The sequence below is a fragment of the Chryseobacterium nepalense genome, from assembly GCF_023195755.1.
GTDB classification, from domain to species: Bacteria; Bacteroidota; Bacteroidia; order Flavobacteriales; family Weeksellaceae; genus Chryseobacterium; species Chryseobacterium nepalense.
In genome coordinates this window covers 2,532,058-2,556,648 of record NZ_CP096203.1, presented here as the reverse complement: position 1 = coordinate 2,556,648, position 24,591 = coordinate 2,532,058, and the positions used below count along the sequence as shown (strand labels likewise).

Sequence of the window (24,591 nt, the reverse complement as noted above, 5' to 3'; positions counted from 1 at the left end):
TGGTTTTATCTTTGTCTTGTAGCGTTATTTCCGCGAGGTTTTCTTTCATTTACCTTTTCCCTCATCATACCCTCTGTCTGAAAAAGCTTCAAGACTTTTTGGCAAGGAATTACCTGCTGCATTTTATCAGCGTATTTTTTTCTGTTATCCAAAAGCTTCTGCCCTACTTCAAAACTTTGTTGAAGCTTGGCTTTAGCCTCTTCATCAGATAAATTATCAGGATTAAAATCAGAATTAAACTGGTTTTTGATCTGTTTCTGGCTTTCGAGATATTCGTTGTAAATATCTGTGAATTCATCTTTATCACCGGGATCTATATCCAGATTATCCATCACCATATTATTTCTGAATTTAGTCAGAAGTGCTTTTCTTTCTTCCGGAGAAAGACTGTTAATGACCTCTTTCCTTTGTTTGGGGTCCATTTTTTTCCAGTCATAATCCGTTCTTTGGGCATTAAGACCAAATCCACAGATTATTAAAAGCGTAAATAATATCTTTTTCATCTTTCTTTTTAATTATACAAATCCAAATAAACGTCCTGCGTTGAATTACTTGCCAGTTCCGAAATTTCAGAACTTGTGAATGAATCAAGATATTCGTTCATCTGAGTTTCCTGCTTCTTGGAAGCTGATTTTACAGGCTGAGCTTCGGTTTTTTGCTGTTTCCCGGTTTCTTTCTTTGCAATAGATTTATTATCATTCTGGGCTACTACTTTTTGATCATTGTTTTCAACAGAAGTTAAATCAGATTGCAGGGTCTCATAAGCGATTTCGCTTTCCGTTTTGGGCTCATTAACAGCATAAGTGACATTTTCATCTCCGTTTGCTTTTGTAGCTTCATTATCAGAAGTGAAAACAAAAGTCGCTCCAAAAATCAATGCCAAAGATGCAGCAACGGCATAGGCCCAGTTAAGTCTGAAAACAGGTGCCTGTCTGCGGGAGATCACTTTATTTATTACATGATTCTGAACATCATCATACATATTTTCAGAAACGGTATAAATATTTTTACGTTCCAGCTTTTCCAGATCAAAATCATTCAGCCCGCTTAATACTTTCCCCTGAATATTTTCAAATAAATTTTCAGGTACTGTGTAAATATTTTTACGTTCTAATTTTTCTATGTCGAACTCTTTCATTGTCAGTTGTCTCAAAAATTATCTCTCGTAATTTTCTTTAATATATTCTTCAATTTTTTGTTTAGCATAATGATAATTTGTTTTCAGAGTTCCTACGGACATATCTACGATTTTAGATATTTCTTCGTAAGGCAAATCATCATAATACCGCATCATAAATACCAGTTTCTGCTTTTCAGGCAGGCTTTGTATGGCTTTCTGTAACAAAATCTGTATTTCTTCAGCGTCTTCGCCTGCATTATCTGCAACAAGATTCTGCATGTGATATTCCGGATCTTCATCAGTTTTCTGCATTTTCTTCAGTTTATTGATCTGCTGCAACGCCTCATTGGTTGCAATTCTGTACAACCATGTATACAATTGGCTGTCATTTTTAAACTGATGAAAATTCTGATAAGCTTTAATAAAAGTCTCCTGCAAAGTGTCCTGAGCAAGATCTCCGTCCACAATAATTCTTCTTATGTGCCAATACAATCTGCTTTGATAAGCATCCATCAAAGCGCGAACTCCTTTTTCCTGAGTTCGTGGATGTTGCATCAACGAAATAATTTCCGCGTCCTTAATCTTCATAAGATGCTTTCATTGTTTTGGATTACAAAAATAACTGAAAGTTAAATTAAGTATTCAATTTTTAGTCCAATATACTCATTATTTATAAATATTTATGTGCATGAATCTCATGAATATTGTATTTGTGCTGATGCATTTTCCTTTTTAATGTTATGTTAAATTGTATATCAATAAATTGTTTCAGTCTAAACGGTCAGAATAAATTAAAACTTAATCATTTTAATTCCAATTGATATTACACTGTTGAAAATATCTTGAAAGAATTTTAAAACAGCAATCAAAAAACTTCTGTCTTCTCTCTCCCATCTTCCATCTAAATCATATCTTTGTTAGATGCAAATTGTAATTATCGGTTCCGGAAATGTGGCCTATCACCTGGCGAAAGCTTTTGTCCTCAACAACATTCCTTTAGCCCAGATTTTCGGCAGGAATGAAGAAGAGCTGCGTAAAATCTCCGGAGAGCTCAATATACATTTCTCTACGGAACACCTTCAGGAAGCAGATCTTTATATCATCTGCGTAAGTGACCGGTCTGTAGAAGATGTTTCGAAAATGATTGTGCGGAAAGACTGTCTTGTGGCGCATACTTCAGGATCGTTGCCTAAAGAAATTCTGGCAGGAGATTACCGTAAAGCAAGTTTTTATCCTTTACAGACCTTTTCAAAATTCAAAGCACTGGATTATTCAAAAATTCCATTTTTTGTTGAGGCTGAAAACGAAAATGACCTCCAGACACTTTTCACGATAGCTTCTAAGATTTCAGAAAATGTTATGGAAAGTACCCATGAAAAAAGAAAATATATTCATCTGACCGCTGTCTTTGCCTGTAATTTTGTGAATCACCTTTTTGCAAGAGCTAAAGAAATTTCAGACTTGCAGGAAATTCCGTTCGATTATTTTCTGCCGCTGATTGATGAAACCGTGCAGAAAATTCATGAAATCGATCCTAAATCTGCGCAAACGGGTCCGGCGGTAAGAAATGACAGAAGAATTCTTGAGCTCCACCAGCAGCTGTTGCAGGGAGAAAGCCTTGAGATCTACAAAACCATGAATCATTCTATCAAGAAAATGTATGAGCTATAAAGAAAAATTAAAAAATATTAAAGCATTTGTATTCGATGTAGATGGTGTTTTCACAGACGGAAGCGTATATCTGCTTCCCGGCGGAAATATGTCCCGGGTAATGAATGTTTTGGACGGTTACGCTGTCGTTAAAGCATTAAAAAACAACTATGTAATCGGAGTTATTACTGGAGGGAATGACGAAATGGTAAAACACAGAATCAACTATCTCGGCATTGAAGATTATTATGCTAAATCCCATAATAAGATGGCTGATTTTGAAGATTTTAAAAAGAAACATCATCTTAAAAATGAAGAAATTCTGACGATGGGAGACGATATCCCGGATCTTCATATCATGAAAAATTCTGCTATTGCAGCATGCCCCGAAAATGCCGTTCCTGAGATCAAAGGAATTGCAGGCTATATTTCACCGGTAAAAGGAGGAAGCGGCGCCGTACGCGACGTTATCGAACAGGTGATGAAAGCCCAGGGAAAATGGCATGATGATAATACACAATCTGTCTAAAATATATTAAATGAAATTATTACTGGCGTCACAATCTCCAAGAAGAAAAGAATTACTGTCCAATCTCGGTTTTACTTTTGAGGTGGTGAAAATTGACTGTGAAGAGATTGTTCCGGAAGATATTCTGGTTGAAAATTCTGCAGCTTATCTTTCTGAACTTAAAGCCAATGCATTTCGTTCTCTGGAAGAAGGAGAAGTTCTCCTGACCGCTGATACTGTGGTTGCCATGGACAATCAGTTTCTGGGAAAACCACAAGATGAGGAAGATGCCACGAAAATGCTAAAACTCCTTTCCGGCAAGATCCATCAGGTTTATACCGGAATTACCATTAAAACCCCTGAAAAAACCGTTACAAAAACTGATGTGGCGGAGGTAGAATTTGATGATCTTACGGACAATGAAATAGAATATTATATCCGCCAGTATCAGCCTTTCGACAAAGCAGGAAGCTATGGAATCCAGGAATGGCTCGGGATGGCAAAAATAAAAAGGTTAAACGGCAGTTTTTATACCATCATGGGACTTCCTACCCATTTGGTTTACAAAATTTTGAAAGAAATATAGCAAGTTCCCACATAAAATTTTATTATTTTTACAGAATTATCAAACCGCTTTATAATAAAAAGCGGATTAGCGAGTTATATTGAAATAATGAAAAAAAATATTTTATTCCTTTTAACACTTTGTATTGTTGCTTCCTGCGCTACAAAAACCAAGAAGCCGGAGCAGCGTTCAAAGTTCATGAAAGGATTTTCAACATACTACAATACGTTATTTAACGCTAAAGACGCCTTAAATAATGAGTTTGAAACCAGAGATAAGGCCCATAAAGACAATTTCTATGCGCCTTATATTCCTATTCTTACCTATGAAGATCAGCCTTTGGGAAGTGACCTTGGACAGTCTTCTGCATTTGCAGAAAATTCCATGAAAATGGCTGAAGTAAACCGACCTTCTGGAAATAACGGCAAAAGAGGAGGGGGTCCTCCGGGAATGCCACCAGGAATGCCGGGAAATAATTCAGCAGGTACCATGGGAAATAGTTCCGGTGACCCTAACCAACCCGAACAAAAAGGCGCAACGACACTCGAAATTGCAGAAGCCAAAGCCTTAAAGGCAATCAACAAATATTCTGTAATTAAACACGGTGAAGAACAAAATAAGCAGATTTTTGATGCATACATGATTCTGGCACAGGCAAGAATTTACAGAGGGAAATCGCTGGATGCTCTTGATGCCTTAAATTATGTTTTCACCCACATGAAGGACGATAAGAGAATTCCTCTGGCAAGAATTTACCAGGGTCTCGCTTACGACCAGATTAAAAATTACCATAAAGCCCACGAAACTTTCGCCAAGCTGAAAAGTGAAAAAATCAGTAGAGAATACGAAAAATTATTAAGTATCTATTATTCTGAATCACTATTGGATGCCGGAAAAAAACAGGAAGCAGTAAAAGAGCTTGATGATGCCTTTGAACTGAACAGCAACCGGAAACTTAAGAGTAGGATCGCTTACCTGAGAGGACAGGTGTTGGAAAGTCTTAACCAGAACGAAAAAGCCAGAGAAAGCTTTATGGCTGCCTATAAATATGCCAATGATTTTGAATTTGAAGTAAAATCCCAAATCGAGATCGCTAAAACCTTTAATGGAAACGGGGATTACAGCGGGGCAAGAAAATACTTGGAGGACATCAGTAAGAAAGGAACGTACGGATCAAGAAAAAATGAATTTTATTACGCACTTGGATTAATGGCCAACAAAGCCGGAAAAAAAGAAGAAGCCCAGGAATATTTCAGAAAATCACTGAGAGAAAAGGTTTCCGACGGACAGATCCGTGGTCTTGCGTATTACGAAATAGGGAAGGGGTACCTTGACAAAAATGATTATATTGGTGCTGGCGCATATTATGATTCAGCTTTAGCGGTCATGACTTATGAGCCTTCTAAAATTCTTCTTGCAGACCAGTCTGTTTATATTAAAAAGATCTCCAAAAACTATTACCTGATCAAGAAAAACGACAGTATTCTGAACCTTGCTAAAATGTCACCGGAACAGAAAACAGACTTTTTTACCAAATACATCGCAAAAATCAAGGTAAAGGAAGAAAAAGAAGAACTGGAAAGAAGACGTGCGGAGAGAAGTAAAGGCTTTGATACAGGAGATTATAATTCAACGTCGATTTTCGCAAACAGTTCAAACTCTTTTGAGGATTTCGGAGTCGCTTCAAAAGGCTTTTATTTCGGCAATACAGGAACGGTTTCCAAGGGAACGCAAACCTTTAAACAAACCTGGGGAGAGCGTGCACTGATAGACAACTGGCGTTTTTCAAAGAAAATGGCAACCATTGAGGATATGAAAAACGATGCATTGGGAACAACTGCTGCACCGAACCCGAGACGTTTTGAACCTGCCTTTTATATCGAGCAGATTCCTACCGATATAGCCAAGCTGGACCAGCTGAAGAAGGACAGGGATACGGCTTCGTTAGGTTTGGGTGTCATGTATCAGAATTACTTCACCAATACCCCTTTAGCAACAAAAACCTTGTATGATCTTGTTGATGTAAAACCAGAGGAAAAAGTAATGCTGCAGGCTTTGTATGAAATTTTTGCAATGAATTATGAGAAAAATCCACAGGCTGCCGAAAAAGCAAAACAAATATTATTAAGAGATTATCCTTATACTTCATACGCTGAATTTGCGAGAAATCCGAAGAACAGTACTTTTGTGAAATCTTCAGCAGATGTTGAAGGACAGTATAAACAGGCCTATGCATTATATGAATCTGAAAAGTTTGCTGAAAGTAAAGATCTTATTGACAAGACCATCAAGGAATATCCAAAGGATGCACTGGTTCCAAAACTTTATCTGCTGAATGCCTTTAATTCCGGAAAATCGAGTGGGAAAGAGGTTATGATTCTTCAACTGGAGCAGATTGCTTTAAATTACGGTAAGACGCCTGAGGGAGAGAAAGCCAAAGAAATGCTTACGTATCTTAAAAGTGATCTCAGTTTCCAGGCAACGGATAATAAAGGAAATATGATCTCTCAGAATCCCGGGAATATGGCTAATGGCAATCCACAGCAACCCAGTCAGCAGAATAATGCAACAGGAGTTCCCCAACAGCCGGGAAATAATTTACTGAACAATTCCCAGCAGAGCCAGCCAATGAACAACAACAGCAATAAATCGTCTAAAATACAGAACAACAATCAGCAGCTGCAGCCTACAAATACTGTTCCTGCGAGACCTCAATAAAAAAAAGCGAAGATTACTCTTCGCTTTTATTTTTTCTTAACGCCATGAAAATCTTTCAGATAAAAAGGTTCGAAATAGGCTACATCCTCAAACTCTTTCTTTTCTATTTTTTCGATGGTTTTCCTGATAAGATACTGAGCAGAAGGGTAGACCTCTTCATTGAAATCAGCATTCTGAAGCTGTAAAATTTCTTTTGCTTTTTTTGCTCCGTCTCCTACGAATAATATTTTTTTATCTTTAAATTCCCGAAAAGAAGTTTCATCCAAAATTTTAGCTTCGGTTACAGAGGTTTCCTGTCCTGTTTTCCCGTCATAAACGGCTGTATAAACCTCCATTCTTCTTGCATCGACCAATGGAATGATAAAGTCATAGTTTTTGTCTAAAAAAGGCTCTATCATACTTTCCATTGAATTGACGGCGATAAGAGGAATTTTCAATCCATAGCAAAATCCCTTTGCCGATGATGCACCGATTCTTAGTCCCGTATAAGATCCCGGGCCTCTTCCCAGGGAAACCGCTTCAATGTCTTTAAGTGAAATTTCTGCACCTTCCAAAGCCCATTCTACGAAGGTATGGAGGCTTTCAGACTGTTTATAGTTTTCAGAAACTTCTTCGGTAAGGCAAAGTAGTTTTTCATTATCTGAAATAGCTACTGAACAGTTTTTTGAGGAAGTTTCGAGATATAGGATTTTCATTTTTATAATTTAAATACACTTTGCTGGTGCAAATTTATGGCTTTATTTCTATACTTTGTCGGCTCCACAGTTTCCAGAATGATTTCTCTTTTTTCCAGATTTCCAGTAAACCGAGCATCATTTTAAAATCCTGGTTTTTATACATTCCGGAAACTTTTATTTTCCTTCTTACAGAATAAACGTCGTTATACTTTTTAGCCTCGTATATTTCAATCTGTTGAATATTGCTGTACATTACTTTTTTCGAATTAAAATCCTTTTTAAAATCTTCAAAACTCTGCACCCACCCGTTTGAATGGCCAAAAGAAACATCCGGACAGAGAAGAGTCAAAACTTTTTCATCATTATTTTCCATCAGTTGATCCAACCGGTGAATATTTTCCGCCAATTTTGGTTCTAATGAAATTTGTACTGTTTGAGCATTCCACAAACAGCTAAAAACAATCAGAAATAAAGAGAAAGCTATCTTCATTATTTTCTGTAAATCGTTCTCGGCTCTGCCTGAGCAGTAGGGTAGATGGTCATATCCGAAATACAGACATGTTTCGGAGCATTGATACAATAAGCTATAGAATCTGCGATATCTTCGGCTTTCAGTGGCTCATAACCTGCATAAACAGTAGCTGCCCTTTCCTCATCTCCTTTGAATCTTACCACTGAAAAATCTGTTTCTACAGCTCCCGGCTGGATGTTTGTAATTTTAATTCCGAATTCCGTAAGCTCAATTCTCATTCCTTCCGAAATAACATCAACGGCTTTTTTGGTGGCACAATATACAACGCCATTGGCATACGTTTGTCTCGCCGCAACTGAACTGATATTCACAATATGTCCCGAATTTCTTTCTTTCATTCCCGGAATAATCATTTTGGAAACATATAAAAGTCCTTTCACATTTCCATCAATCATAGAGTCCCAGTCATCGGTTTTTCCTGCTGAAAGCGGATCCAGTCCGTGTGCATTTCCGGCATTGTTGATTAGAACATCAATATCTTTCCATTCTTCAGGAAGGGAATTAATGGCTGTTTCCACTTCTTCCAAATTTCGTACATCAAACCTTAAACTAAAAATTTCGGTGAATTGTGAAAGTTCCTTTTTCAGCGATTCAAGAACTTCAGATCTTCTGCCACAGATGATGATCCTGTTGCCTTGTTTTGCGAGAAGTTCTGCTGTAGATTTTCCTATTCCGGAAGTTGCTCCGGTGATTAATATTGTTTTCATAAAAAATAAATTTCAAATATACCAATGTAACAATTTACCAATATAACAATCATTGATACATTTTTAAATTAGTTAGTTGGCATCGAATGCTTCAAATGCATCCTGAATATGTTCAATGGTCAGGTTTTGTTTTTCATCGGGAAGAACAGAAATTATATCAAAGCGGACTTCGTTCAACACATTAAATTCCTGTAAATAATAATCCGCAGCAGAAACCAGCAGCTTAATTTTTTTCTTATTCACCGATTCCTGAGGGAGATTAAAAACATCGGTAGACCGTGCTTTGACTTCGCAAATAATAATCAGGTTATCTTTTGCTGCAATAATATCGATTTCAGCTTTCTGATACCGGAAGTTTCTCGCAAGGATTTTATAGCCGTTTTTTAATAAAAAGTCAGCAGCGAGGTCTTCTGCTTTTTTTCCAAAATCATTGTGTTGTGCCATTTTTTGTGGAAGGGTTTGAGAGTTTTAGTGTCTTGTGTTTTTAGAGTAAATTATTTAAAAATATCATAAATTATTCTATTTTTCAAACTCAATCTTAACTTGATTCTCAACCTTTAAGTTCACATTTCCTCCGATAATTAAAGGTCTGTTGTCTTTAATATGACCATTCGGAAATCCGAAAACTACAGGAAAATCATACTTTGAAACTCTTTCAGAAATGAGCTGATAAGCAAATTCATCAAAACTGTCATTGTACGCTGTATTTTCTTTTTCATTTCCCATATTGGTCATCCCACCAATAATCAATCCTTTGATTTTTTTGAATACGCCGCCCAGTTCCAGACTCATCATCATTCTATCTAAGGCATAAAAGTTTTCACCAATATCTTCAATAAAAAGGATTCTGTTTTTAAACTTAAATGAATAATCGGTTCCCAAAAGCGCATAAACCAGTGCTAAATTACCTCCAATCAATTGACCCTCACAGGAACCCATTTTATTAAAATGATGAGATTCTAAGACATAATGAGGCGTTTTCCCCTCTAAAATATCAAAAATTAATCTGTAGCTTTCATCTGTTACCCCAAAGCTTGAGGTTTTTACCGTCTGTCCATGAATAGATGCAAATCCTTTTTTCAATAAATAGCTTTGAATAACAGTATTATCGGAATATCCAATATACCATTTCGGATTTTCGGAAAAGTTTTTAAGGTGAATGCTCCTGAGGAGATGCTGACAGCCATAACCTCCTCTTGATGCCCAAATAGCTGCTATTTCACTGTCATTAAAAGCCCAGTTGATATCATTAATTCTTTGTTTTTCCGTTCCTGCATAATTGTAACCTTTCGAAAAGCTGTTGTAGAGATGTTCTCCAAAAACAGGTTCATAACCTTTATTCCGGATCATTTCTATGCCTTTTTCAAGCTGGGACGGTTCTACTGCGCCTGCGGGTGATATTATGGCTATTTTATCGCCTTCTTTTAATGATTTCGGGAAAGTTATTTTTTTCATTTTTCTCTGTGATATTTTACTTCGGTTTTTTCGGCTTCTTCCAGCCTTTTATCGAACTGATTGAATTTTTTAAAGCTTTGTAAAAAAATAAAGAAACTGAAGATAATGAGAATTCCGCCAACAATTCTTCTTATTCTGTTGGCAAGTTTCTGTGTGAGCTTATCATGAAACTGTTTGGCGAGAAAAATTTTAGCCAGATCAATACATAAATAGGTAGCAATCACGACACCGATGTATAGAATAAAATTGCCGGTATCGGGATACTGATTTCTTACTGAGATTACCGTTACCAGCCAGAAAAGAATGACCCCCACATTAAGGAGATTAAAGAAAAAACCATTCATAAACGTTTTAAAATAATTCTGACTGATGAATTTCTCTTCTCCCGGAATATGCATTTTGGTCCTCGTCACCATCATTACTACACCATAGACAAAGATGAGAATGGCTGTGATCCTGTAAAAACCCGGATGCTTATCAATTAAAGTTACAATATCGGCACTTGCATAGTAGGCTGCGAGAATACAGAGAAGATCTGCAGAGATTACTCCGATATCCAAAGCTAATGCGTGTTTTGGTCCTCTGGAAAAGCTGGTTTCTATTAGAAGGAAAAAAATAGGTCCTATAAAAACCAGGCTCAGCATGAATCCTAATACGATGGCAGATAATATAAGTTCAAACATCAAGTAATTTTTTAAATGAAAATCTGAATTTCCATTCCATTTATACAAATGTAAACTTTATGATTTAATTATTCAATAACTATGGATTTAAGAAAAGTATTATTTAAAATAATTTCATTCAAATTATTACTATTTTTAACTATAAAAACAAAAATCCGTTTCACTTTAATGTAAAACGGAAATTATTATTAAAATTTTTAATATTTATTACTCTACAATCTTAAAATCAAGCTGTTTCTGGATAAGGTTTGCCTTCACTACTTTGATTTGTACCTGGTCTCCCAGCTGATAACGCTTTCCGTGTCTCATACCATACACGGCGTGCGTTTTGGCATCATATGAGTAGGAATCATCCACAAGATCTCTTAGTTTAATTAAGCCTTCCGCACCGTTTTCAGGAATTTCCACCCAAAAACCAAATTCCGCTACTCCTGAAATTACGCCTGTAAAAGTTTCTCCAAGATGTTTTTCCATAAATTTCACCTGCATGAATTTAATGGAATCCCTTTCCGCATCTGCCGCTAAGCGTTCCATGGAACTGCAGTGTTTTGCTTTTTCTTCGAGCTCGGCTTTGTTTGGGGATTTTCCTCCGTCCAGATAATGCTGAAGTAAACGATGGGCAATAAGATCCGGATAACGACGGATAGGCGAGGTAAAGTGTGTGTAAAAATCGAAACCAAGTCCGTAGTGACCAATAGGTTCCGTAGAATAGACCGCTTTGCTCATGCTTCTCATGGCAAGCGTTTCAATCATATTTTCTTCGCCTTTACCTTTTACATCATGCAATAATCTATTCAAAGATTCGGCTACTTTCTTACTGTTGGCAAGATCCATTTTATATCCGAAAGTGGATACAAAATCTCTCAACGATTCCAGTTTTGCAGGATCCGGATCGTCGTGAACCCTGTATATAAAAGTATTTTGGGTAATATCTCCTTTTTTGTTCAGGGAAATAAATTCCGAAACTTTTTTATTGGCAAGCAGCATAAACTCTTCAATCAGGTGATTTGAATCTTTACTGATTTTAAAATATACACCAACCGGTTCGTTATTTTCATTAAGATTGAACCGCACTTCGCTTCTGTCGAAGGTAATTGCTCCTTTCCTGATTCGTTCTGCACGCATGATTTTTGCCAGCTTATCCAGCACATTAATTTCTTCCTGCAGATCACCTTGCTTTGTTTCGATTCTTTCCTGAGCTTCCTCATACGTGAATCTTCTGTCAGAATGGATCACCGTTCTTCCGAACCATTGCTTTTTGATATTAGCATCATCATCTAATTCGAAAACCGCTGAAAAAGTAAATTTGTCTTCATTCGGACGAAGAGAACAGACATCATTACTCAGCACTTCCGGAAGCATGGGTACAACGCGGTCTACAAGGTAAACGGAGGTTGCTCTCTGATACGCTTCATCATCCAGAATTGTTCCGGGAACCACATAATGTGATACATCAGCAATATGAACCCCGATTTCCCAGTTTCCGTTTTCCAGTTTTCTGATGGAAAGCGCATCATCAAAATCTTTGGCATCTTTAGGGTCGATGGTAAAAGTTGTAATCCCACGCATATCCCAGCGTTTTGCCACTTCAGCTTCATTAATACTTCTGTCTATTTTGTCGGCATCTCTTTCTACTTCTTCAGGAAACTGGTATGGCAGCCCGTATTCAGCAAGAATAGAGTGAATTTCTGTTTCATGCTCACCCGGAGCTCCCAGTACCTGGATAATTTCTCCTTCCGGATTTTTATCGCCGGGTTTCCACTCGGTCATTTTTACGACAACCTTATCACCATCATTAGCACCTCCAAATTTTCCTTTCGGAATAAAAATATCAGTATTGATGGTCTTTTTATCACAAACCACAAATCCGAAATCTTTATGAGCAACTACCTGAAGCGTTCCTACAAATTCTGTTCTACCTCTCTCAAGAACTTCCAGAACGGAACCTTCCAGCTTTTTACCTTTATAAGTGTAGGTTACAATTAAAACTTTGTCGCCTTGCAGGGCATCTTTCACATTTTTGGAATGAATGAAGATGTCATCTTCCAGACCTTCAACATTAACATAGGCATTTCCGGACTGGTTAAAGTCGATAACTCCCGTCAATGTTCCTTTGATATTAAGATTAACGATATATTTTCCTTTTTCGGCTTCTTTAATTCTTTCCGTAGCCTGCAGCTTATGCAACGCCTGGATGACTAGCTCGCGCTGTCTCGGATTTTTATAGTCTATTCCTTCTGCAATCTGCTTGTAATTATAGACTTTCGTTGAATTTTCATTCATAAAACGCAGAATCAGTCTCCCGATTTCCTGCAGTTTATGATCATTTTTCTGACTTATATATTTTCTTTTTTTTGGCATTCTAAAATTATTTTTTAATATGTTCTAATGAATATCATATTTCGTTCTGTTAGCATTCCTTATTAAGAATAGTTAGAACTGTCACGGAATATTCATTAAATAATAGACTGTATCATGAGACATGTATGAACTCATCTACAGCAACATCAATTTTCTTTCCATTTCTATCATTGATGGAACTTTTAGTTTTGCATAAATTTAATACAAAAATGGAGAAGAGTAGGGAAAACCTTTTATTAAATATCTTTAAATATAATACAGGTTCAATGGAAATGACAGGATGGTAAATCCTCCGGACGCCGCAAATATACAAAATTAAAAACAAATAAGGCTTGTAATTTGATTTACAAGCCTTTATATTTTAGCAGTATGCGATTTTATCAACTCTGTTTTGATGTCTTCCGCCTTCGAAGTCCGTTGAGAGAAATTTATCTACGATTTCTATTGTTAATTCTTTAGAAATGAATCTTGCAGGAATGGAAATCATATTCGCATCATTATGCTGTCTTGCCAATGAAGCGATCTCCGGCATCCAGCAAAGGGCGCAACGGATTTTTTGATGTTTGTTGGCTGTGATTTGAACTCCGTTTCCGCTTCCGCAGAATAAAATTCCAAGCTCATTTTCTCCGTTTTCTACCGAAGTTGCTGCGGGATGCACAAAGTCCGGATAATCCACACTGTCTGTGGAAAACGTTCCAAAATCTTGAACTTCAAAGTTTTCTGACAAATAGTTTTTAACAATTTCTTTATATTCGAAGCCCGCATGGTCTGCGGCAATGGCAATTTTTCTTTTCATAACTGTTTATTTAGCCTTTTTAGATTTTATTTCATAGCAAAGGTAAGAATTATAACAATCTTTGTTAGTCTTTCGGGAGTAAATTGTGAAAAGCATTGTGAATAACTGTGGATAACTGCGGCAAAATAAATGTTTCGTAACATTGAAAAAATTTGTAATGGAAAGTATGACCAAAAAAAATGTTAAAATTTTCAAAAAACTTTCTGGCAGGAATTGTTGACTTTTTCCATAAATCAGTTATCCATAAAGCAAATTGGGGAAAAGTTATCAATAATTGTTAGTAACGAAGTGAAAAATCAGATTTACAACCTTTTATAATGTAAATAAAATGTGAATTGAATATAAAATTACCTGTTATGAAATTTATCGTGAAAACTTATCCCCTAAATTCACATCACTCAACAACAATAGCGTATTCTTTTTTTTAAAGAGAAAAAAATTGTTGATAGCTGAATGTTGGGTTTGCGAAAAACTTTTCTGAAAACTTTTCAAAGGTTGCCGCGATTCAAAAATTTTAAAATCTTACATTTGTGAAAAGAAAAACTCAACGATATTGATGGAGCCGTCTGGCCGCAGGTTTATACAATGCTGCAGGGACAGTCGGCTGCCTAAGACCGAAGAAATAATATACATGTACATATGAAAACAATCAATGATTTCAATTTTAACGGTAAGAAAGCACTAGTAAGGGTAGATTTCAACGTTCCTCAGGATGACCAGCTGAAAGTTACAGATAATACCCGTATAGTAGCCGTAAAACCTACAGTGGATAAGATCCTGCAGGACGGTGGAGCTGTGATTCTTATGGCACACCTTGGAAGACCAAAAGGAGAGGTGAAAGATGAATTTTCACTAAAACATATTGTAGAAGAAGTATCTCATGTTTTAGGCCATCAGGTAAAATTTGTTGATGAATGTGTAGGAGAGAAAGCTGAACAGGCAGCACAAAATCTTAATGCCGGTGAAATTCTTTTACTGGAAAATTTACGTTTTCATAAAGAGGAAGAAAAAGGAGATGAGGCTTTTGCGGAAAGTCTTTCAAAACTGGGTGATGCGTACGTGAATGATGCTTTTGGAACCGCACACAGAGCACACGCTTCTACAGCTGTAATCGCTAAATTTTTCCCTTCAACTAAATTTTTCGGTTTATTGATGGCTAAAGAACTTCAGGCGATTGATAAGGTTCTAAAATCTGGCGAACGTCCTGTAACTGCGATACTTGGAGGATCTAAAGTTTCTACTAAAATTACAATTATTGAAAACATGTTGCCGGCGGTAGATAATCTGATTATTGGTGGCGGTATGGCTTTTACATTTATTAAAGCACTTGGTGGTAAGATAGGGAATTCTCTTGTAGAGGAAGATAAACTACCATTGGCGTTGGAAATTTTAGGTAAAGCCAAAGAACATAAAGTGAAAGTTTATCTGCCATCTGATACCATTATTGCAGAAAGTTTCAGCAATGATGCCGAAAGAAAAGAAGCAGATATATATTCTATCCCTGAAGGATGGATGGGTCTTGATGCGGGACCAAAATCAAGAGATCAGTTTAATGATGTACTGCTGGATTCAAGAACAATTTTATGGAACGGACCGATCGGTGTTTTTGAAATGTCGAATTTTGCTGCAGGAACTGTTGCTTTAGGAGACAGTATTGCTGAAGCGACAAGACAGGGAGCTTTCTCATTAGTTGGAGGGGGAGACAGTGTTGCATTTGTAAAGCAATTCGGATATGGTGAGAAAGTAAGCTATGTTTCTACCGGTGGTGGTGCAATGCTTGAAAGTCTTGAAGGTTTGGAGCTTCCCGGAGTGGCTGCAATTAATCAATAAGAAATTTTTCTTCATAAATAAAAAACCCAGCAAACCTGCTGGGTTTTTTATTTTGTATATTCTTAAATAAAGGCTTAGTAAAAATTTTTAAGCAACTCTCAGAGACTTTTACTGAAAATTAAAAAAGGCTAAATATTTTCTAAATTTCATATTTACTAACAAATTTTCAGCAATATGTTGAAAAAATGACCTTCAGAAATAGGCTAAATTTCCATTTTCTACTTTTTTTCGATTATGTATATCAAGCTCGAAAATTCGTTTGAAAAAAGGGCTTTTATGTTCGAAATCGTTCCGTAGATCGCTGCTTTTAGCCAAAAAATAGAAGATTTTTGATATTTTTCGCTTAACATGGAGATATAATAGGAATCAAGAACCAAAGGTTTAATCTTTCTCAATTTCCAGTTCGGTTTTTTTGAGATGAGATTTTCCATCCCCTTTTTTGTAAAATGATAAATGTGGCGTGGTACATCATAGGCGGCCCAATATTCTTTATAATGTTTTGCATCATAGGAAGTAGGGTTGGGAACGGCAATAATTACAATTCCTTTTTCCTTCAATTTTCTGTTAAATATTTCCAGCATTTCATCCTGATTTTCGATGTGCTCGAAAACATGCCAAAGGGTAATGGCATCCAGACTGTGATCATCAATAAAATTAATATCATCTAAAATTACAGCTTTAGATAATTTTCCTGCTGCTGCTTTTCTTGCATCGGAATCAGGTTCAAATCCGAACGCCTCAAAATCATTTTCTATATATTTTACAAATTCGCCGGCACCGCATCCGTAATCCAAAACTTTTGAATTTTTAGGAATTCTGTCAAGCAATATTGTTTTTTTATATTGTAAGTTGAATGATTGTAAAAATTTGTATAGTTTTTCTTTCAGACTACCGGAATCCTGATGATGGGAAATATAATCTTCACTTTCATAATATTTTGAAATGTTAGATGGAATAGGGGAGGTCTTATAAACACCCTTAGTTTCTGTTTCCTTGATTTCAAATATTTCCTGAGAAAGAAAATGATCTTTAATTTTCATTGTAATGCAATCTTTATAAATAAAATTAAGGTGTTTAAGTCTTGTTAAAAGGTTTTAAAACACCTTAATTTATGCTGTAAAATTATTTATGTTTCACGTGAAACATTTATCAATTAACGTCCCAAATAGACCAGTAAAACGTTGATATCAGCCGGTGAAACACCACTGATTCTTCCTGCCTGAGCAATCGTTTTTGGTCGTACATTAGACATTTTTTGTTTGGCTTCAGCAGAAAGACTTGATATTTTAGTGTAATCAAAATCTTCTGGAATTTTAATGTTTTCCAGTCTGTTTAGTTTGGCTACATTTTCTTTTTCCTTTTCAATATAGCCTTTATACTTAATGTTAATTTCAGCTTGTTCTCTTACTTCGTCATCATATTTAGATGCATTTTCTCTGATGGCTTCAATATTTTCAAGCTTTTCCAGGGTCATATTGGGTCTTGTAAGAATTTGGGCTGCTCTGTATGCCTGATCTACCGGGCTGCTTTCAATAGTTTCCAGGATAGGATTAATCATTCCCGGTTTTAAAGAAGTTTCTTTAAGGAAGCTTTCAAGTTCTTGGCTTTGAGCAACTTTCTCTTCAACTCTTTTTAAACGTTCTTCTTTTGCTAATCCTAATTCAAATGCTTTTTGTGTTAATCTGATGTCTGCATTATCCTGTCTCAGCAATAGCCTGTATTCAGCTCTTGAAGTAAACATTCTGTAAGGTTCTTCCGTACCTTTTGTAATTAAATCATCAATTAAAACACCAATATATGCTTCATCTCTGTTAAGAATGAATTCTTCTTTTTCGTGTACTTTATTGTGGGCATTGATCCCTGCAATTAGCCCTTGTCCTGCAGCTTCTTCATAGCCGGTTGTTCCGTTGATCTGCCCTGCAAAATACAGATTGTCGATCAATTTTGTTTCTAAGGTATGCTTTAATTGGGTAGGAGGGAAGTAGTCATATTCAATAGCATAGCCGGGACGGAAAACTTTTACATTTTCAAAGCCCGGAATATGTTTCATTGCTTTAATTTGTACATCTTCCGGAAGGGAAGAACTAAATCCGTTAACATAAATTTCTACTGTTTTCCAACCTTCCGGTTCTACGAACAGCTGGTGTCTATTTCTTTCTGCAAAACGGTTGATTTTATCTTCGATACTCGGACAGTATCTTGGTCCCAAACTCTGAATGGTACCGTTGAACATTGGACTTCTGTCGAATCCTTCACGTAAAATATCATGTACTGTTTCGTTGGTATAAACAATATGACAGCTTAATTGTTTGGTTAATTTAGGAGTATCTAAATAGCTGAATTTTTGAGGGTTTTCGTCCCCTTTCTGTTCTTCCATTTTAGAATAATCCAGGCTTCTTCCATCTACACGCGGTGGAGTACCGGTTTTCATTCTTCCGGCTTCAAAACCTAAAGAGACAAGCTGTTCCGTAATACCGAAAGCTCTTGGTTCGCCCATTCTTCCTCCTCCTAGTTGTTTGTCTCCAACATGTATTAATCCATTGAGAAAAGTACCATTGGTAAGAACAACAGAATGAGCTTTGATTTCAATTCCCAATGAAGTAACTACACCTGTTACTTTATTATTCTCCACGATAAGCTGTTTCACCATATCCTGAAAGAAATCCAGATTCGGTGTATTCTCTAAGGCCAAACGCCATTCCTCTGCGAATAGCATTCTGTCGTTTTGTGTTCTTGGAGACCACATGGCAGGACCTTTCGAAAGATTAAGCATTTTAAACTGTATGGCAGATTTATCCGCTACAATTCCGGAGTAACCTCCCATTGCGTCAATCTCACGAACGATTTGTCCTTTGGCGATACCGCCCATTGCGGGGTTGCAGCTCATTTGTCCGATCGTCTGCATATTCATTGTAATAAGCAATGTTTTCGATCCGAGATTGGCTGCTGCAGCGGCGGCTTCACATCCTGCATGACCTGCACCAACTACAATTACATCATATATTTCTGAAATCATCTTTTTCGCTTGTTTTAAGCTTCAAATTTTAATTTTTTTTATAAATGTTTCACGTGAAACATTAAGTGTAATTACGGCTTAAAATCGCCTATAATACGTCTTTTTAGCCCCGATCGCAGCATTTGTCTGAGCTCATTTTCTTTTTTTTTAAAAAGAAAATAGCGAGTGCGGAGAGCGGGATTAGGCTCCTGAAAAAATAGCATCCAAATATGTTGTTTATCTGATTGCTATTCAGTTTTTCAATTGCTGTATTTTGCTAAATAAAAATCTTCTTTGCTTCGCATCAGCTGTTCTTCTTCTTCCGATTTATCTTTATATCCTGAAAGGTGAAGAACACCATGTGCTAAAACCCTTCTCAGTTCTTCTTCATAATCTTTTGACAGATTAGAAGCATTATCTGAAATGCGCTGCAAAGATACGAAAATCTCCCCGCTTATCGTTCTTCCTTTTACATAGTCGAAAGTAATGATGTCGGTATAGTAATCATGTTGCAGATAATCCTGGTTTACTTTGAGTAGATATTCGTCGTTACAGAATATATAATTGATTTCGCCAAGTTTCTTATTTTCTGAAAGAATGATTTCTTCCAGCCATTTCTTATAGTTGGTATCAACTGTTTCGGGTAAGTTTTCGTAAAAGAATTGTATCATCGTATTAAAACCAGTGTCCTAAAATTACACTGAATATGCCTTTTTGATTATTTTTGAGAGAGTGACTGAAGTTTATTTTAATCTGTCCGAATGGAGATTTGTAACCAGCGGTAACTCCTAAAGAGCTGTAATTTAGTTTTACTGCATCTTCAAAGCTTATATCATCCGAGAGATTCGCAAAGGAGAAGTTTCCGCTGATGAAGTAGTTCTTATTGAATTTAAATTGAAGATCATTACAAATCAAAATCACATTATTGCTGTTCAGCTGCCCGAAGTAAAACCCGGGAAAGCTTCTGAAATTAACGATATTCTGCTCAAAGATACCACCAAGTCTGTACTGATAAAACTGAGGCAGATTTTCCCCTAATGTAATTCCGCCATAAAGATTAAGGCGATAAGCAAATTGTTTGGAAAGCGGGATATTGATTCTGATGTCGGCTTTTATCTGGACCAGTCTTTTTTCAACTTCCGATTTCATCAGATCGATTACTTTACCTTCTGCATTAATGTAAATACCGCGGGTAGGGAAGTCTTTATCATTCTGGGTATCACTTTTCAGAAATACATAAGGATTCAGGAAGCGGTTATAACGTTTATTGGTTCCATTGGCTTCCGCTTCAAAATAATCATGGCTGATTCCTGCGCCCACTGCAAATTTATCTCTCCAGATAGATTGAATATACGCTTCATTACGCAACCACATCCATTGATCTACTTCATAATTGTTGATGTCCTTCAAATCAAAACTCATTCCTGACGAATAGATCCCGAATCCCGGAATATATCCGTTGTCAATAAAATAATTCAGATAATATCTTGGTTTATCGCCCACAATAACATCCAGCGATAGGTTTGAATTTCTGAATAAAAGACGTTTCGCAGAATAGTTAACAAGAAGCCCGGTTTTGAAAATTTCGTCGTAATGCAGCCCGAATTTAAGAAAGTGGCGTGAATTGTCCTCAGTGACATATAATTTCAGGTAGTTGACATCATTTTCAGAGATGATATCGTAATTAATAAATTTATAATTATTCGTAGCGACCAGCTTATCTATTTTTTTATTAATGCTTCCGTAAGTCTGAAGGGACGGAAGGCGAAGTCCCATCTTCCCGAGAACGTAGTTTTTCCCGTAAATTCGGCCTCCTTCTATTGCAACGCTATCTATTTTATAGACATTGGAATATATGGGATTTATGTGCTGTCTGAGACGGTCAAACGGACGTTTTGGCAATTCATCCAGAATTTTGGAATATTTCAGTCCTTCCGCGTAACCGCTGTCAAGAATTTTTTTCTTTTCATCATAACTTGTAGCAGTCATTCCGGTAAGGTTTGGTTTGATATTGATATCTGTGAATTTATATTGTCTTCTGGTATCTTTTTTAATTCCGAAATCAATGACCTGATTCAGTATGGAAATGATATTCCCAAGATCTTCTCTTTTGGATAAATCCTGGTTGAGATCTACTCCGATTACTATATCAATGCCTTTATCTTTTAGCGGTTTTGAAGGATAATTTACCGTCATCGCGCCGTCGATGTAAATGCTGTCTCCAATTTTTACGGGATCCATCAACGAAGGAAATGCTGAGCTGGCCATGATAGACTGTACCAGATCTCCTTTTTCAAAAATCTGCATGTTTCCACTTTCAAGATTAGTAGCTACACACATAAAAGGAATCGGCAACTTTGAAAAATCATCAATATTGGAAACATTTTTAAAAAGCTCTTTTAAAAGATAAACATTTTTCTGGCCGGTACTAATGGAGGAGGGAAGGGTAATTTTACCGTTTTTCAGAGGAATGGTGAGAAGATATTTATCAACTGATTTATTGAAAAAAGTAGTTTCCTGTCTTGTGGCTTTAGGATCCATGATTAATGAATAGAAATCCGTATCCATCACAATTTTTTCTATTTCTTTCCCGGAATATCCTGAAGCATATAAACCGCCTACAATTGCTCCCATACTGGTTCCGGCAATGTAATCAACCTTTACGCCTAACGAATCCAGTACTTTAAGTACTCCCACATGAGAAAATCCTTTAGCTCCTCCTCCTGCAAGTGATAATCCTATTCTTGGATTTTTAGGAATCACCAGATCTTTTTTCACCTGAGACCGGATCAAAAATAATTGGAATACTAATAAAAGAATCAGGAGCTTTCTCATAAGTTAATCTTTTACATAAATCCTTTTCACACGTGGCGAAATGGAGGTTAATACTTCATAGGTTATTGTTTTGCAGTAATCTGCGAATTCTTTCAGGGTTGGTTTTGCATTGAATACCGTTACTGTGTCCCCTTCTTTTACATCAGGAATATGATCTACATTAATCATCATCATATCCATGCAGATATTTCCGACAATAGGAGACAATATTTTATGGATTCCCACATTCCCCACCTGATTTCCTATCAGTCTTGGAATACCGTCGGCATAACCAACTGGTATTGTGGCTATTTTTGTGGTATGATCTGTTTTAAATTTTCTGCTGTAACCCACGGATTCTCCGTTTCCTACATACGATATTTGTGAGATTACGGTTTTAAAACTTACCACAGACCGAAGCTGTTTATTTATTTCACTATTTGGTGATTCTCCTAACATTCCGATGCCAATTCTTACCATATCATATTGATAATCTGTATAATTGGTTATTCCTGAAGAATTCAGGATGTGACGGGTAGGAGTGTAGCCCAGGTGCTTTATCAGATAACTTGAATTTTTTTCAAATGTATCAAGCTGATGCAAAGTAAATTCTTTTTCTGAAGAAAGATCAGATGATGATAAATGGCTGAATATGCTTTTTACTTTTACATTCTTTTGGGCTAAAGTGCTGCTTAATTCATCCAGTTCAAAATCCTTAAAACCAAGACGATGCATTCCTGTTTCCAGTTTAATATGGATTGGATATTTTTTATCGTATCCTGATTTCTGTACCGCTTCATAAAACTGTTCCAGTACCCTGAAGCTGTATATTTCCGGCTCCAGATTGTAGGCAATCACAGTTTCGTAACTGTGTTGTTCAGGATTCATGACAACAATCGGTACAGTAATTCCTTTTTTACGAAGCTCAACGCCCTCATCTACAAAAGCCACTCCTAAGTAATCGATATGATGATGCTGCAGGAATTCTGAAATTTCATAGCTTCCGAGGCCGTAGGCATTGGCTTTCACCATTGCCATCATTTTAGTGGAAGGCTTCAGTAAGGATTTATGATAATTGATGTTATGAAGAATTGCATTCAGATTAATTTCAAGAACGGTATCATGTTTTCTGAGTTCAAGAATATCTTTAAGCTTTTCAATCTCAAATTTTCTCGCACCTTTTAGAAGAATAATCTGATTTTCTATTTCCGTAAGGTGTTTACTGTCAATTAATTCCTGAGTGTTAATGTAAGTAGAAGTTTTAGATTTAAATAATTCACTGTATTTAGATATTTCATGACCAATCAGGAAAACAGAATCGAATTTCTGCTCATTTACCAGTTCGGATACTTCTTCGTACAGTTCTTTTGAATTTGAATTTACTCCAACGATTTCCGTTAAGACCAGGGATTTTTTTGGTTTATTATATTCATTTAAAAATTGTAGGGCTGTTTTTAAAGAATCCAGATCCAGATTAAAAGAATCATTGATAACAATATTGTTTTTAATTCCTTCAATAGCTTCAAGCCTCATTTCTACAGCTTTCAGCGCATTGATTTTTTCGATGATCTTATCATTGCTGATCCCTAATTCTTTTAAAACAGTTAAGAGTGCCAGAGCATTGATTAACGTTGCCTCGTCCCGTTGATTAGCGGGAAAGCTTATTTGTTCACTAAAATAATGAACAACGACATCCTTTCCTCTTGAAAAATTATTTTTGAAATGTACATTATTGCTTTCCTTAAAGCCGTAAGTAATTAATTTTTTTGTTGAATAGAGTTCTTTTATTTTACTGTCAACCAATAAATTATCACCATTGTAAATAATAATTTCCGAATTTTTGAACAATTTGATTTTTTCATCAATCAGTTGTTCCTCAGATTTGAAGTTGGCGAGGTGCGCAGTACCGATATGCGTCAGCAACCCGATCTGAGGGTGGAATATATTTTCCTGCTTTTCCATTTCATCCGGTTTCGAGATCCCTACTTCAAAAATTCCCAGTTCATGGGACTCATTAATCTGAAGCAAAGATAAAGGAAGGCCAATCTGAGAATTAAAACTTTTAGGACTTTTTACCGTTTTGAATTCATTCCACAGGCATTGATACAGCCATTCTTTTAAAATAGTTTTACCATTGCTTCCCGTAATTCCAACAGATTTTATATGAGCATTTTCAAAATGATATTGTGCAAGTTTTTGGAGAAAGGCAACAGAATCACTGGTAATAATCCAGGTAACATTTTCATACTGCGGATCATGGTGTTCTGAAATAATTACGCCTATACCCCTGTCAATGGCAGCCTCAATAAACTTTTCTCCCGAATTCTTCTTCGTATTGATCGCAATAAAAGCTGTATTTTTGGTGGAATAAATAATCCTGCTGTCGAAAGCTATATTTTTTATCAAAAGTTTTTCGTCACCAATAACCTGTGCATTGGTGATTTCTGCAATCTGATGTACTGTATAATTCATTGGTGCCTGTTCTGCTGATTGTAAGCAGGAAACAAATAAGCAAAGGCCTTATCAAATAATTGCTTATGCTTCCGGCTTCTTTTTGGCCTAATTTACTGTTTTTTCTTCTTCAAAAGCACTTCGTCAATAAAAACCCGGCGGCTTACCGCTTCATAGCTTTCGGTTTCACCAAGTTCAACAAGGTTATTGCCACTGGATATTCTCATAGAATAATTGGCAAGATTTCCGGTCCTTTTACAGATCGCGTGTACTTTGGTCACATATTCGGCAGTGGCCATAAGATTTGGCATCGGCCCGAATGGCCTTCCTAAAAAGTCCATATCAAGACCGGCAATTACTACCCGGATTCCGCTGTCTGCCAGTTGATTGGCTACATCTACAATGCCTTCATCAAAAAACTGTGCTTCATCAATTCCCACTACATCACAGTTGGAGGCCAGCAAAATAATTTCATTGGGATTTTCTACCGGTGTACTTCGTATTTTATTTTGATTATGAGAAATAACGTCTTCTTCAGAATACCTTGTATCCAGTTTCGGTTTAAAAATCTCCACATTCTGCCCCGCCATTTCTGCCCTTCTCAGCCTCCTGATCAACTCTTCGGTTTTTCCGGAAAACATTGAGCCACAAATAACTTCCATCCAACCACTTTGTTTGGAATGATTAATTGTATTTTCTAAAAACATTTGTTAAATTAGCCGTATATTT

At 36.4% G+C, this 24,591-nt stretch carries 22 protein-coding genes; 5 read left to right on the top strand and 17 right to left on the bottom strand.

Annotation, left to right across the window (positions count from 1 at the left end):
* Positions 1 to 5 precede the first annotated feature (5 nt).
* The 3 genes from M0D58_RS11255 to M0D58_RS11245 are packed head-to-tail and all read right to left on the bottom strand — an operon-like array spanning position 6 to position 1,708.
* Positions 6 to 503, bottom strand: a complete 498-nt coding sequence (locus M0D58_RS11255) for a hypothetical protein (RefSeq protein WP_248389289.1) — start codon at positions 501 to 503, stop codon at positions 6 to 8.
* An 8-nt stretch (positions 504 to 511) separates the two neighbouring features.
* Positions 512 to 1,138, bottom strand: coding sequence for a hypothetical protein (locus M0D58_RS11250; RefSeq protein ID WP_248389284.1), 627 nt, complete (start codon positions 1,136 to 1,138; stop codon positions 512 to 514).
* A gap of 18 nt (positions 1,139 to 1,156) precedes the next feature.
* The gene (locus tag M0D58_RS11245) at positions 1,157 to 1,708 is read right to left on the bottom strand and encodes an RNA polymerase sigma factor (RefSeq protein ID WP_248389282.1); all 552 of its coding nucleotides are present in this window, start codon (positions 1,706 to 1,708) and stop codon (positions 1,157 to 1,159) included.
* 333 nt (positions 1,709 to 2,041) lie between these two features.
* Here M0D58_RS11245 and M0D58_RS11240 point away from each other — a divergent pair, with 333 nt between their 5' ends.
* The 4 genes from M0D58_RS11240 to porW all read left to right on the top strand — a co-directional run bounded on the left by M0D58_RS11240 (position 2,042) and on the right by porW (position 6,561).
* Positions 2,042 to 2,791: a Rossmann-like and DUF2520 domain-containing protein gene (locus M0D58_RS11240; protein ID WP_248389280.1), complete on the top strand. Its 750-nt coding sequence runs from the start codon at positions 2,042 to 2,044 to the stop codon at positions 2,789 to 2,791.
* Positions 2,781 to 3,299: a KdsC family phosphatase gene (locus M0D58_RS11235; protein WP_248389278.1), complete on the top strand. Its 519-nt coding sequence runs from the start codon at positions 2,781 to 2,783 to the stop codon at positions 3,297 to 3,299. Before M0D58_RS11240 ends, M0D58_RS11235 begins: the two co-directional genes overlap by 11 nt.
* Positions 3,300 to 3,309: 10 nt before the next feature.
* Positions 3,310 to 3,864: a Maf family protein gene (locus M0D58_RS11230; RefSeq protein WP_248389276.1), complete on the top strand. Its 555-nt coding sequence runs from the start codon at positions 3,310 to 3,312 to the stop codon at positions 3,862 to 3,864.
* Positions 3,865 to 3,951: 87 nt separating this feature from the next.
* Positions 3,952 to 6,561 (top strand): type IX secretion system periplasmic lipoprotein PorW/SprE, encoded by a 2,610-nt coding sequence (porW, locus tag M0D58_RS11225; RefSeq protein WP_248389274.1) that lies wholly within the window; start codon positions 3,952 to 3,954, stop codon positions 6,559 to 6,561.
* Positions 6,562 to 6,587: 26 nt separating this feature from the next.
* Here the strand turns inward: porW and tsaB are convergent, their stop codons facing one another.
* The 8 genes from tsaB to rpiB form a co-directional block, all read right to left on the bottom strand.
* Complete coding sequence (tsaB, locus tag M0D58_RS11220) at positions 6,588 to 7,256, bottom strand: tRNA (adenosine(37)-N6)-threonylcarbamoyltransferase complex dimerization subunit type 1 TsaB (protein ID WP_248389272.1); 669 nt, start codon at positions 7,254 to 7,256, stop codon at positions 6,588 to 6,590.
* A 34-nt stretch (positions 7,257 to 7,290) separates the two neighbouring features.
* Positions 7,291 to 7,728, bottom strand: coding sequence for a nuclear transport factor 2 family protein (locus tag M0D58_RS11215; protein ID WP_248389270.1), 438 nt, complete (start codon positions 7,726 to 7,728; stop codon positions 7,291 to 7,293).
* The gene (locus M0D58_RS11210; RefSeq protein WP_248389268.1) at positions 7,728 to 8,477 is read right to left on the bottom strand and encodes an SDR family NAD(P)-dependent oxidoreductase; all 750 of its coding nucleotides are present in this window, start codon (positions 8,475 to 8,477) and stop codon (positions 7,728 to 7,730) included. The genes M0D58_RS11215 and M0D58_RS11210 overlap by 1 nt, the downstream gene beginning before the upstream one ends.
* Before the next feature lie 72 nt (positions 8,478 to 8,549).
* Entirely contained in the window at positions 8,550 to 8,921 is a 372-nt protein-coding gene (locus M0D58_RS11205) for a YraN family protein (RefSeq protein WP_248389266.1), read from the bottom strand.
* 75 nt (positions 8,922 to 8,996) lie between these two features.
* Positions 8,997 to 9,932: a S66 peptidase family protein gene (locus M0D58_RS11200; protein ID WP_248389264.1), complete on the bottom strand. Its 936-nt coding sequence runs from the start codon at positions 9,930 to 9,932 to the stop codon at positions 8,997 to 8,999.
* Positions 9,929 to 10,615, bottom strand: coding sequence for a LysE family translocator (locus M0D58_RS11195; protein ID WP_248389262.1), 687 nt, complete (start codon positions 10,613 to 10,615; stop codon positions 9,929 to 9,931). Before M0D58_RS11195 ends, M0D58_RS11200 begins: the two co-directional genes overlap by 4 nt.
* A 207-nt stretch (positions 10,616 to 10,822) precedes the next feature.
* On the bottom strand, positions 10,823 to 12,976 hold the full coding sequence (gene rnr / locus M0D58_RS11190) for a ribonuclease R (RefSeq protein WP_248389260.1): 2,154 nt from the start codon (positions 12,974 to 12,976) through the stop codon (positions 10,823 to 10,825).
* Between the two features lie 361 nt (positions 12,977 to 13,337).
* Positions 13,338 to 13,772 carry a ribose 5-phosphate isomerase B gene (rpiB, locus tag M0D58_RS11185; RefSeq protein ID WP_248389258.1) on the bottom strand — a complete coding sequence of 145 codons (435 nt, stop codon included), beginning with the start codon at positions 13,770 to 13,772 and terminating at the stop codon, positions 13,338 to 13,340.
* 639 nt (positions 13,773 to 14,411) lie between these two features.
* Here rpiB and M0D58_RS11180 point away from each other — a divergent pair.
* Positions 14,412 to 15,602, top strand: coding sequence for a phosphoglycerate kinase (locus tag M0D58_RS11180; RefSeq protein ID WP_248389256.1), 1,191 nt, complete (start codon positions 14,412 to 14,414; stop codon positions 15,600 to 15,602).
* Between the two features lie 218 nt (positions 15,603 to 15,820).
* Here the strand turns inward: M0D58_RS11180 and M0D58_RS11175 are convergent, their stop codons facing one another.
* From M0D58_RS11175 to M0D58_RS11150, 6 genes are all read right to left on the bottom strand, one after another.
* Entirely contained in the window at positions 15,821 to 16,642 is an 822-nt protein-coding gene (locus tag M0D58_RS11175) for a class I SAM-dependent methyltransferase (protein WP_248389254.1), read from the bottom strand.
* A gap of 113 nt (positions 16,643 to 16,755) precedes the next feature.
* Positions 16,756 to 18,618 carry a tRNA uridine-5-carboxymethylaminomethyl(34) synthesis enzyme MnmG gene (mnmG, locus tag M0D58_RS11170; RefSeq protein WP_248389252.1) on the bottom strand — a complete coding sequence of 621 codons (1,863 nt, stop codon included), beginning with the start codon at positions 18,616 to 18,618 and terminating at the stop codon, positions 16,756 to 16,758.
* Between the two features lie 239 nt (positions 18,619 to 18,857).
* Complete coding sequence (gene ybeY / locus M0D58_RS11165; protein WP_248389250.1) at positions 18,858 to 19,268, bottom strand: rRNA maturation RNase YbeY; 411 nt, start codon at positions 19,266 to 19,268, stop codon at positions 18,858 to 18,860.
* 4 nt (positions 19,269 to 19,272) lie between these two features.
* Positions 19,273 to 21,432, bottom strand: a complete 2,160-nt coding sequence (locus M0D58_RS11160; protein WP_248389248.1) for a patatin-like phospholipase family protein — start codon at positions 21,430 to 21,432, stop codon at positions 19,273 to 19,275.
* A 3-nt stretch (positions 21,433 to 21,435) separates the two neighbouring features.
* Complete coding sequence (locus tag M0D58_RS11155) at positions 21,436 to 23,883, bottom strand: bifunctional UDP-N-acetylmuramoyl-tripeptide:D-alanyl-D-alanine ligase/alanine racemase (protein ID WP_248389246.1); 2,448 nt, start codon at positions 23,881 to 23,883, stop codon at positions 21,436 to 21,438.
* A 92-nt stretch (positions 23,884 to 23,975) separates the two neighbouring features.
* Complete coding sequence (locus M0D58_RS11150; RefSeq protein WP_248389244.1) at positions 23,976 to 24,569, bottom strand: thymidine kinase; 594 nt, start codon at positions 24,567 to 24,569, stop codon at positions 23,976 to 23,978.
* Positions 24,570 to 24,591: the final 22 nt, after the last annotated feature.

What these genes read in the sequence shown, in the direction of transcription:
- M0D58_RS11255 (WP_248389289.1), bottom strand. Translation starts at nt 503, where the DNA reads ATGAAAAAGATATTATTTACGCTTTTAATAATCTGTGGATTTGGTCTT.
- M0D58_RS11250 (WP_248389284.1), bottom strand. Translation starts at nt 1,138, where the DNA reads ATGAAAGAGTTCGACATAGAAAAATTAGAACGTAAAAATATTTACACA.
- M0D58_RS11245 (WP_248389282.1), bottom strand. Translation starts at nt 1,708, where the DNA reads ATGAAGATTAAGGACGCGGAAATTATTTCGTTGATGCAACATCCACGA.
- M0D58_RS11240 (WP_248389280.1), top strand. Translation starts at nt 2,042, where the DNA reads ATGCAAATTGTAATTATCGGTTCCGGAAATGTGGCCTATCACCTGGCG.
- M0D58_RS11235 (WP_248389278.1), top strand. Translation starts at nt 2,781, where the DNA reads ATGAGCTATAAAGAAAAATTAAAAAATATTAAAGCATTTGTATTCGAT.
- M0D58_RS11230 (WP_248389276.1), top strand. Translation starts at nt 3,310, where the DNA reads ATGAAATTATTACTGGCGTCACAATCTCCAAGAAGAAAAGAATTACTG.
- porW (WP_248389274.1), top strand. Translation starts at nt 3,952, where the DNA reads ATGAAAAAAAATATTTTATTCCTTTTAACACTTTGTATTGTTGCTTCC.
- tsaB (WP_248389272.1), bottom strand. Translation starts at nt 7,256, where the DNA reads ATGAAAATCCTATATCTCGAAACTTCCTCAAAAAACTGTTCAGTAGCT.
- M0D58_RS11215 (WP_248389270.1), bottom strand. Translation starts at nt 7,728, where the DNA reads ATGAAGATAGCTTTCTCTTTATTTCTGATTGTTTTTAGCTGTTTGTGG.
- M0D58_RS11210 (WP_248389268.1), bottom strand. Translation starts at nt 8,477, where the DNA reads ATGAAAACAATATTAATCACCGGAGCAACTTCCGGAATAGGAAAATCT.
- M0D58_RS11205 (WP_248389266.1), bottom strand. Translation starts at nt 8,921, where the DNA reads ATGGCACAACACAATGATTTTGGAAAAAAAGCAGAAGACCTCGCTGCT.
- M0D58_RS11200 (WP_248389264.1), bottom strand. Translation starts at nt 9,932, where the DNA reads ATGAAAAAAATAACTTTCCCGAAATCATTAAAAGAAGGCGATAAAATA.
- M0D58_RS11195 (WP_248389262.1), bottom strand. Translation starts at nt 10,615, where the DNA reads ATGTTTGAACTTATATTATCTGCCATCGTATTAGGATTCATGCTGAGC.
- rnr (WP_248389260.1), bottom strand. Translation starts at nt 12,976, where the DNA reads ATGCCAAAAAAAAGAAAATATATAAGTCAGAAAAATGATCATAAACTG.
- rpiB (WP_248389258.1), bottom strand. Translation starts at nt 13,772, where the DNA reads ATGAAAAGAAAAATTGCCATTGCCGCAGACCATGCGGGCTTCGAATAT.
- M0D58_RS11180 (WP_248389256.1), top strand. Translation starts at nt 14,412, where the DNA reads ATGAAAACAATCAATGATTTCAATTTTAACGGTAAGAAAGCACTAGTA.
- M0D58_RS11175 (WP_248389254.1), bottom strand. Translation starts at nt 16,642, where the DNA reads ATGAAAATTAAAGATCATTTTCTTTCTCAGGAAATATTTGAAATCAAG.
- mnmG (WP_248389252.1), bottom strand. Translation starts at nt 18,618, where the DNA reads ATGATTTCAGAAATATATGATGTAATTGTAGTTGGTGCAGGTCATGCA.
- ybeY (WP_248389250.1), bottom strand. Translation starts at nt 19,268, where the DNA reads ATGATACAATTCTTTTACGAAAACTTACCCGAAACAGTTGATACCAAC.
- M0D58_RS11160 (WP_248389248.1), bottom strand. Translation starts at nt 21,432, where the DNA reads ATGAGAAAGCTCCTGATTCTTTTATTAGTATTCCAATTATTTTTGATC.
- M0D58_RS11155 (WP_248389246.1), bottom strand. Translation starts at nt 23,883, where the DNA reads ATGAATTATACAGTACATCAGATTGCAGAAATCACCAATGCACAGGTT.
- M0D58_RS11150 (WP_248389244.1), bottom strand. Translation starts at nt 24,569, where the DNA reads ATGTTTTTAGAAAATACAATTAATCATTCCAAACAAAGTGGTTGGATG.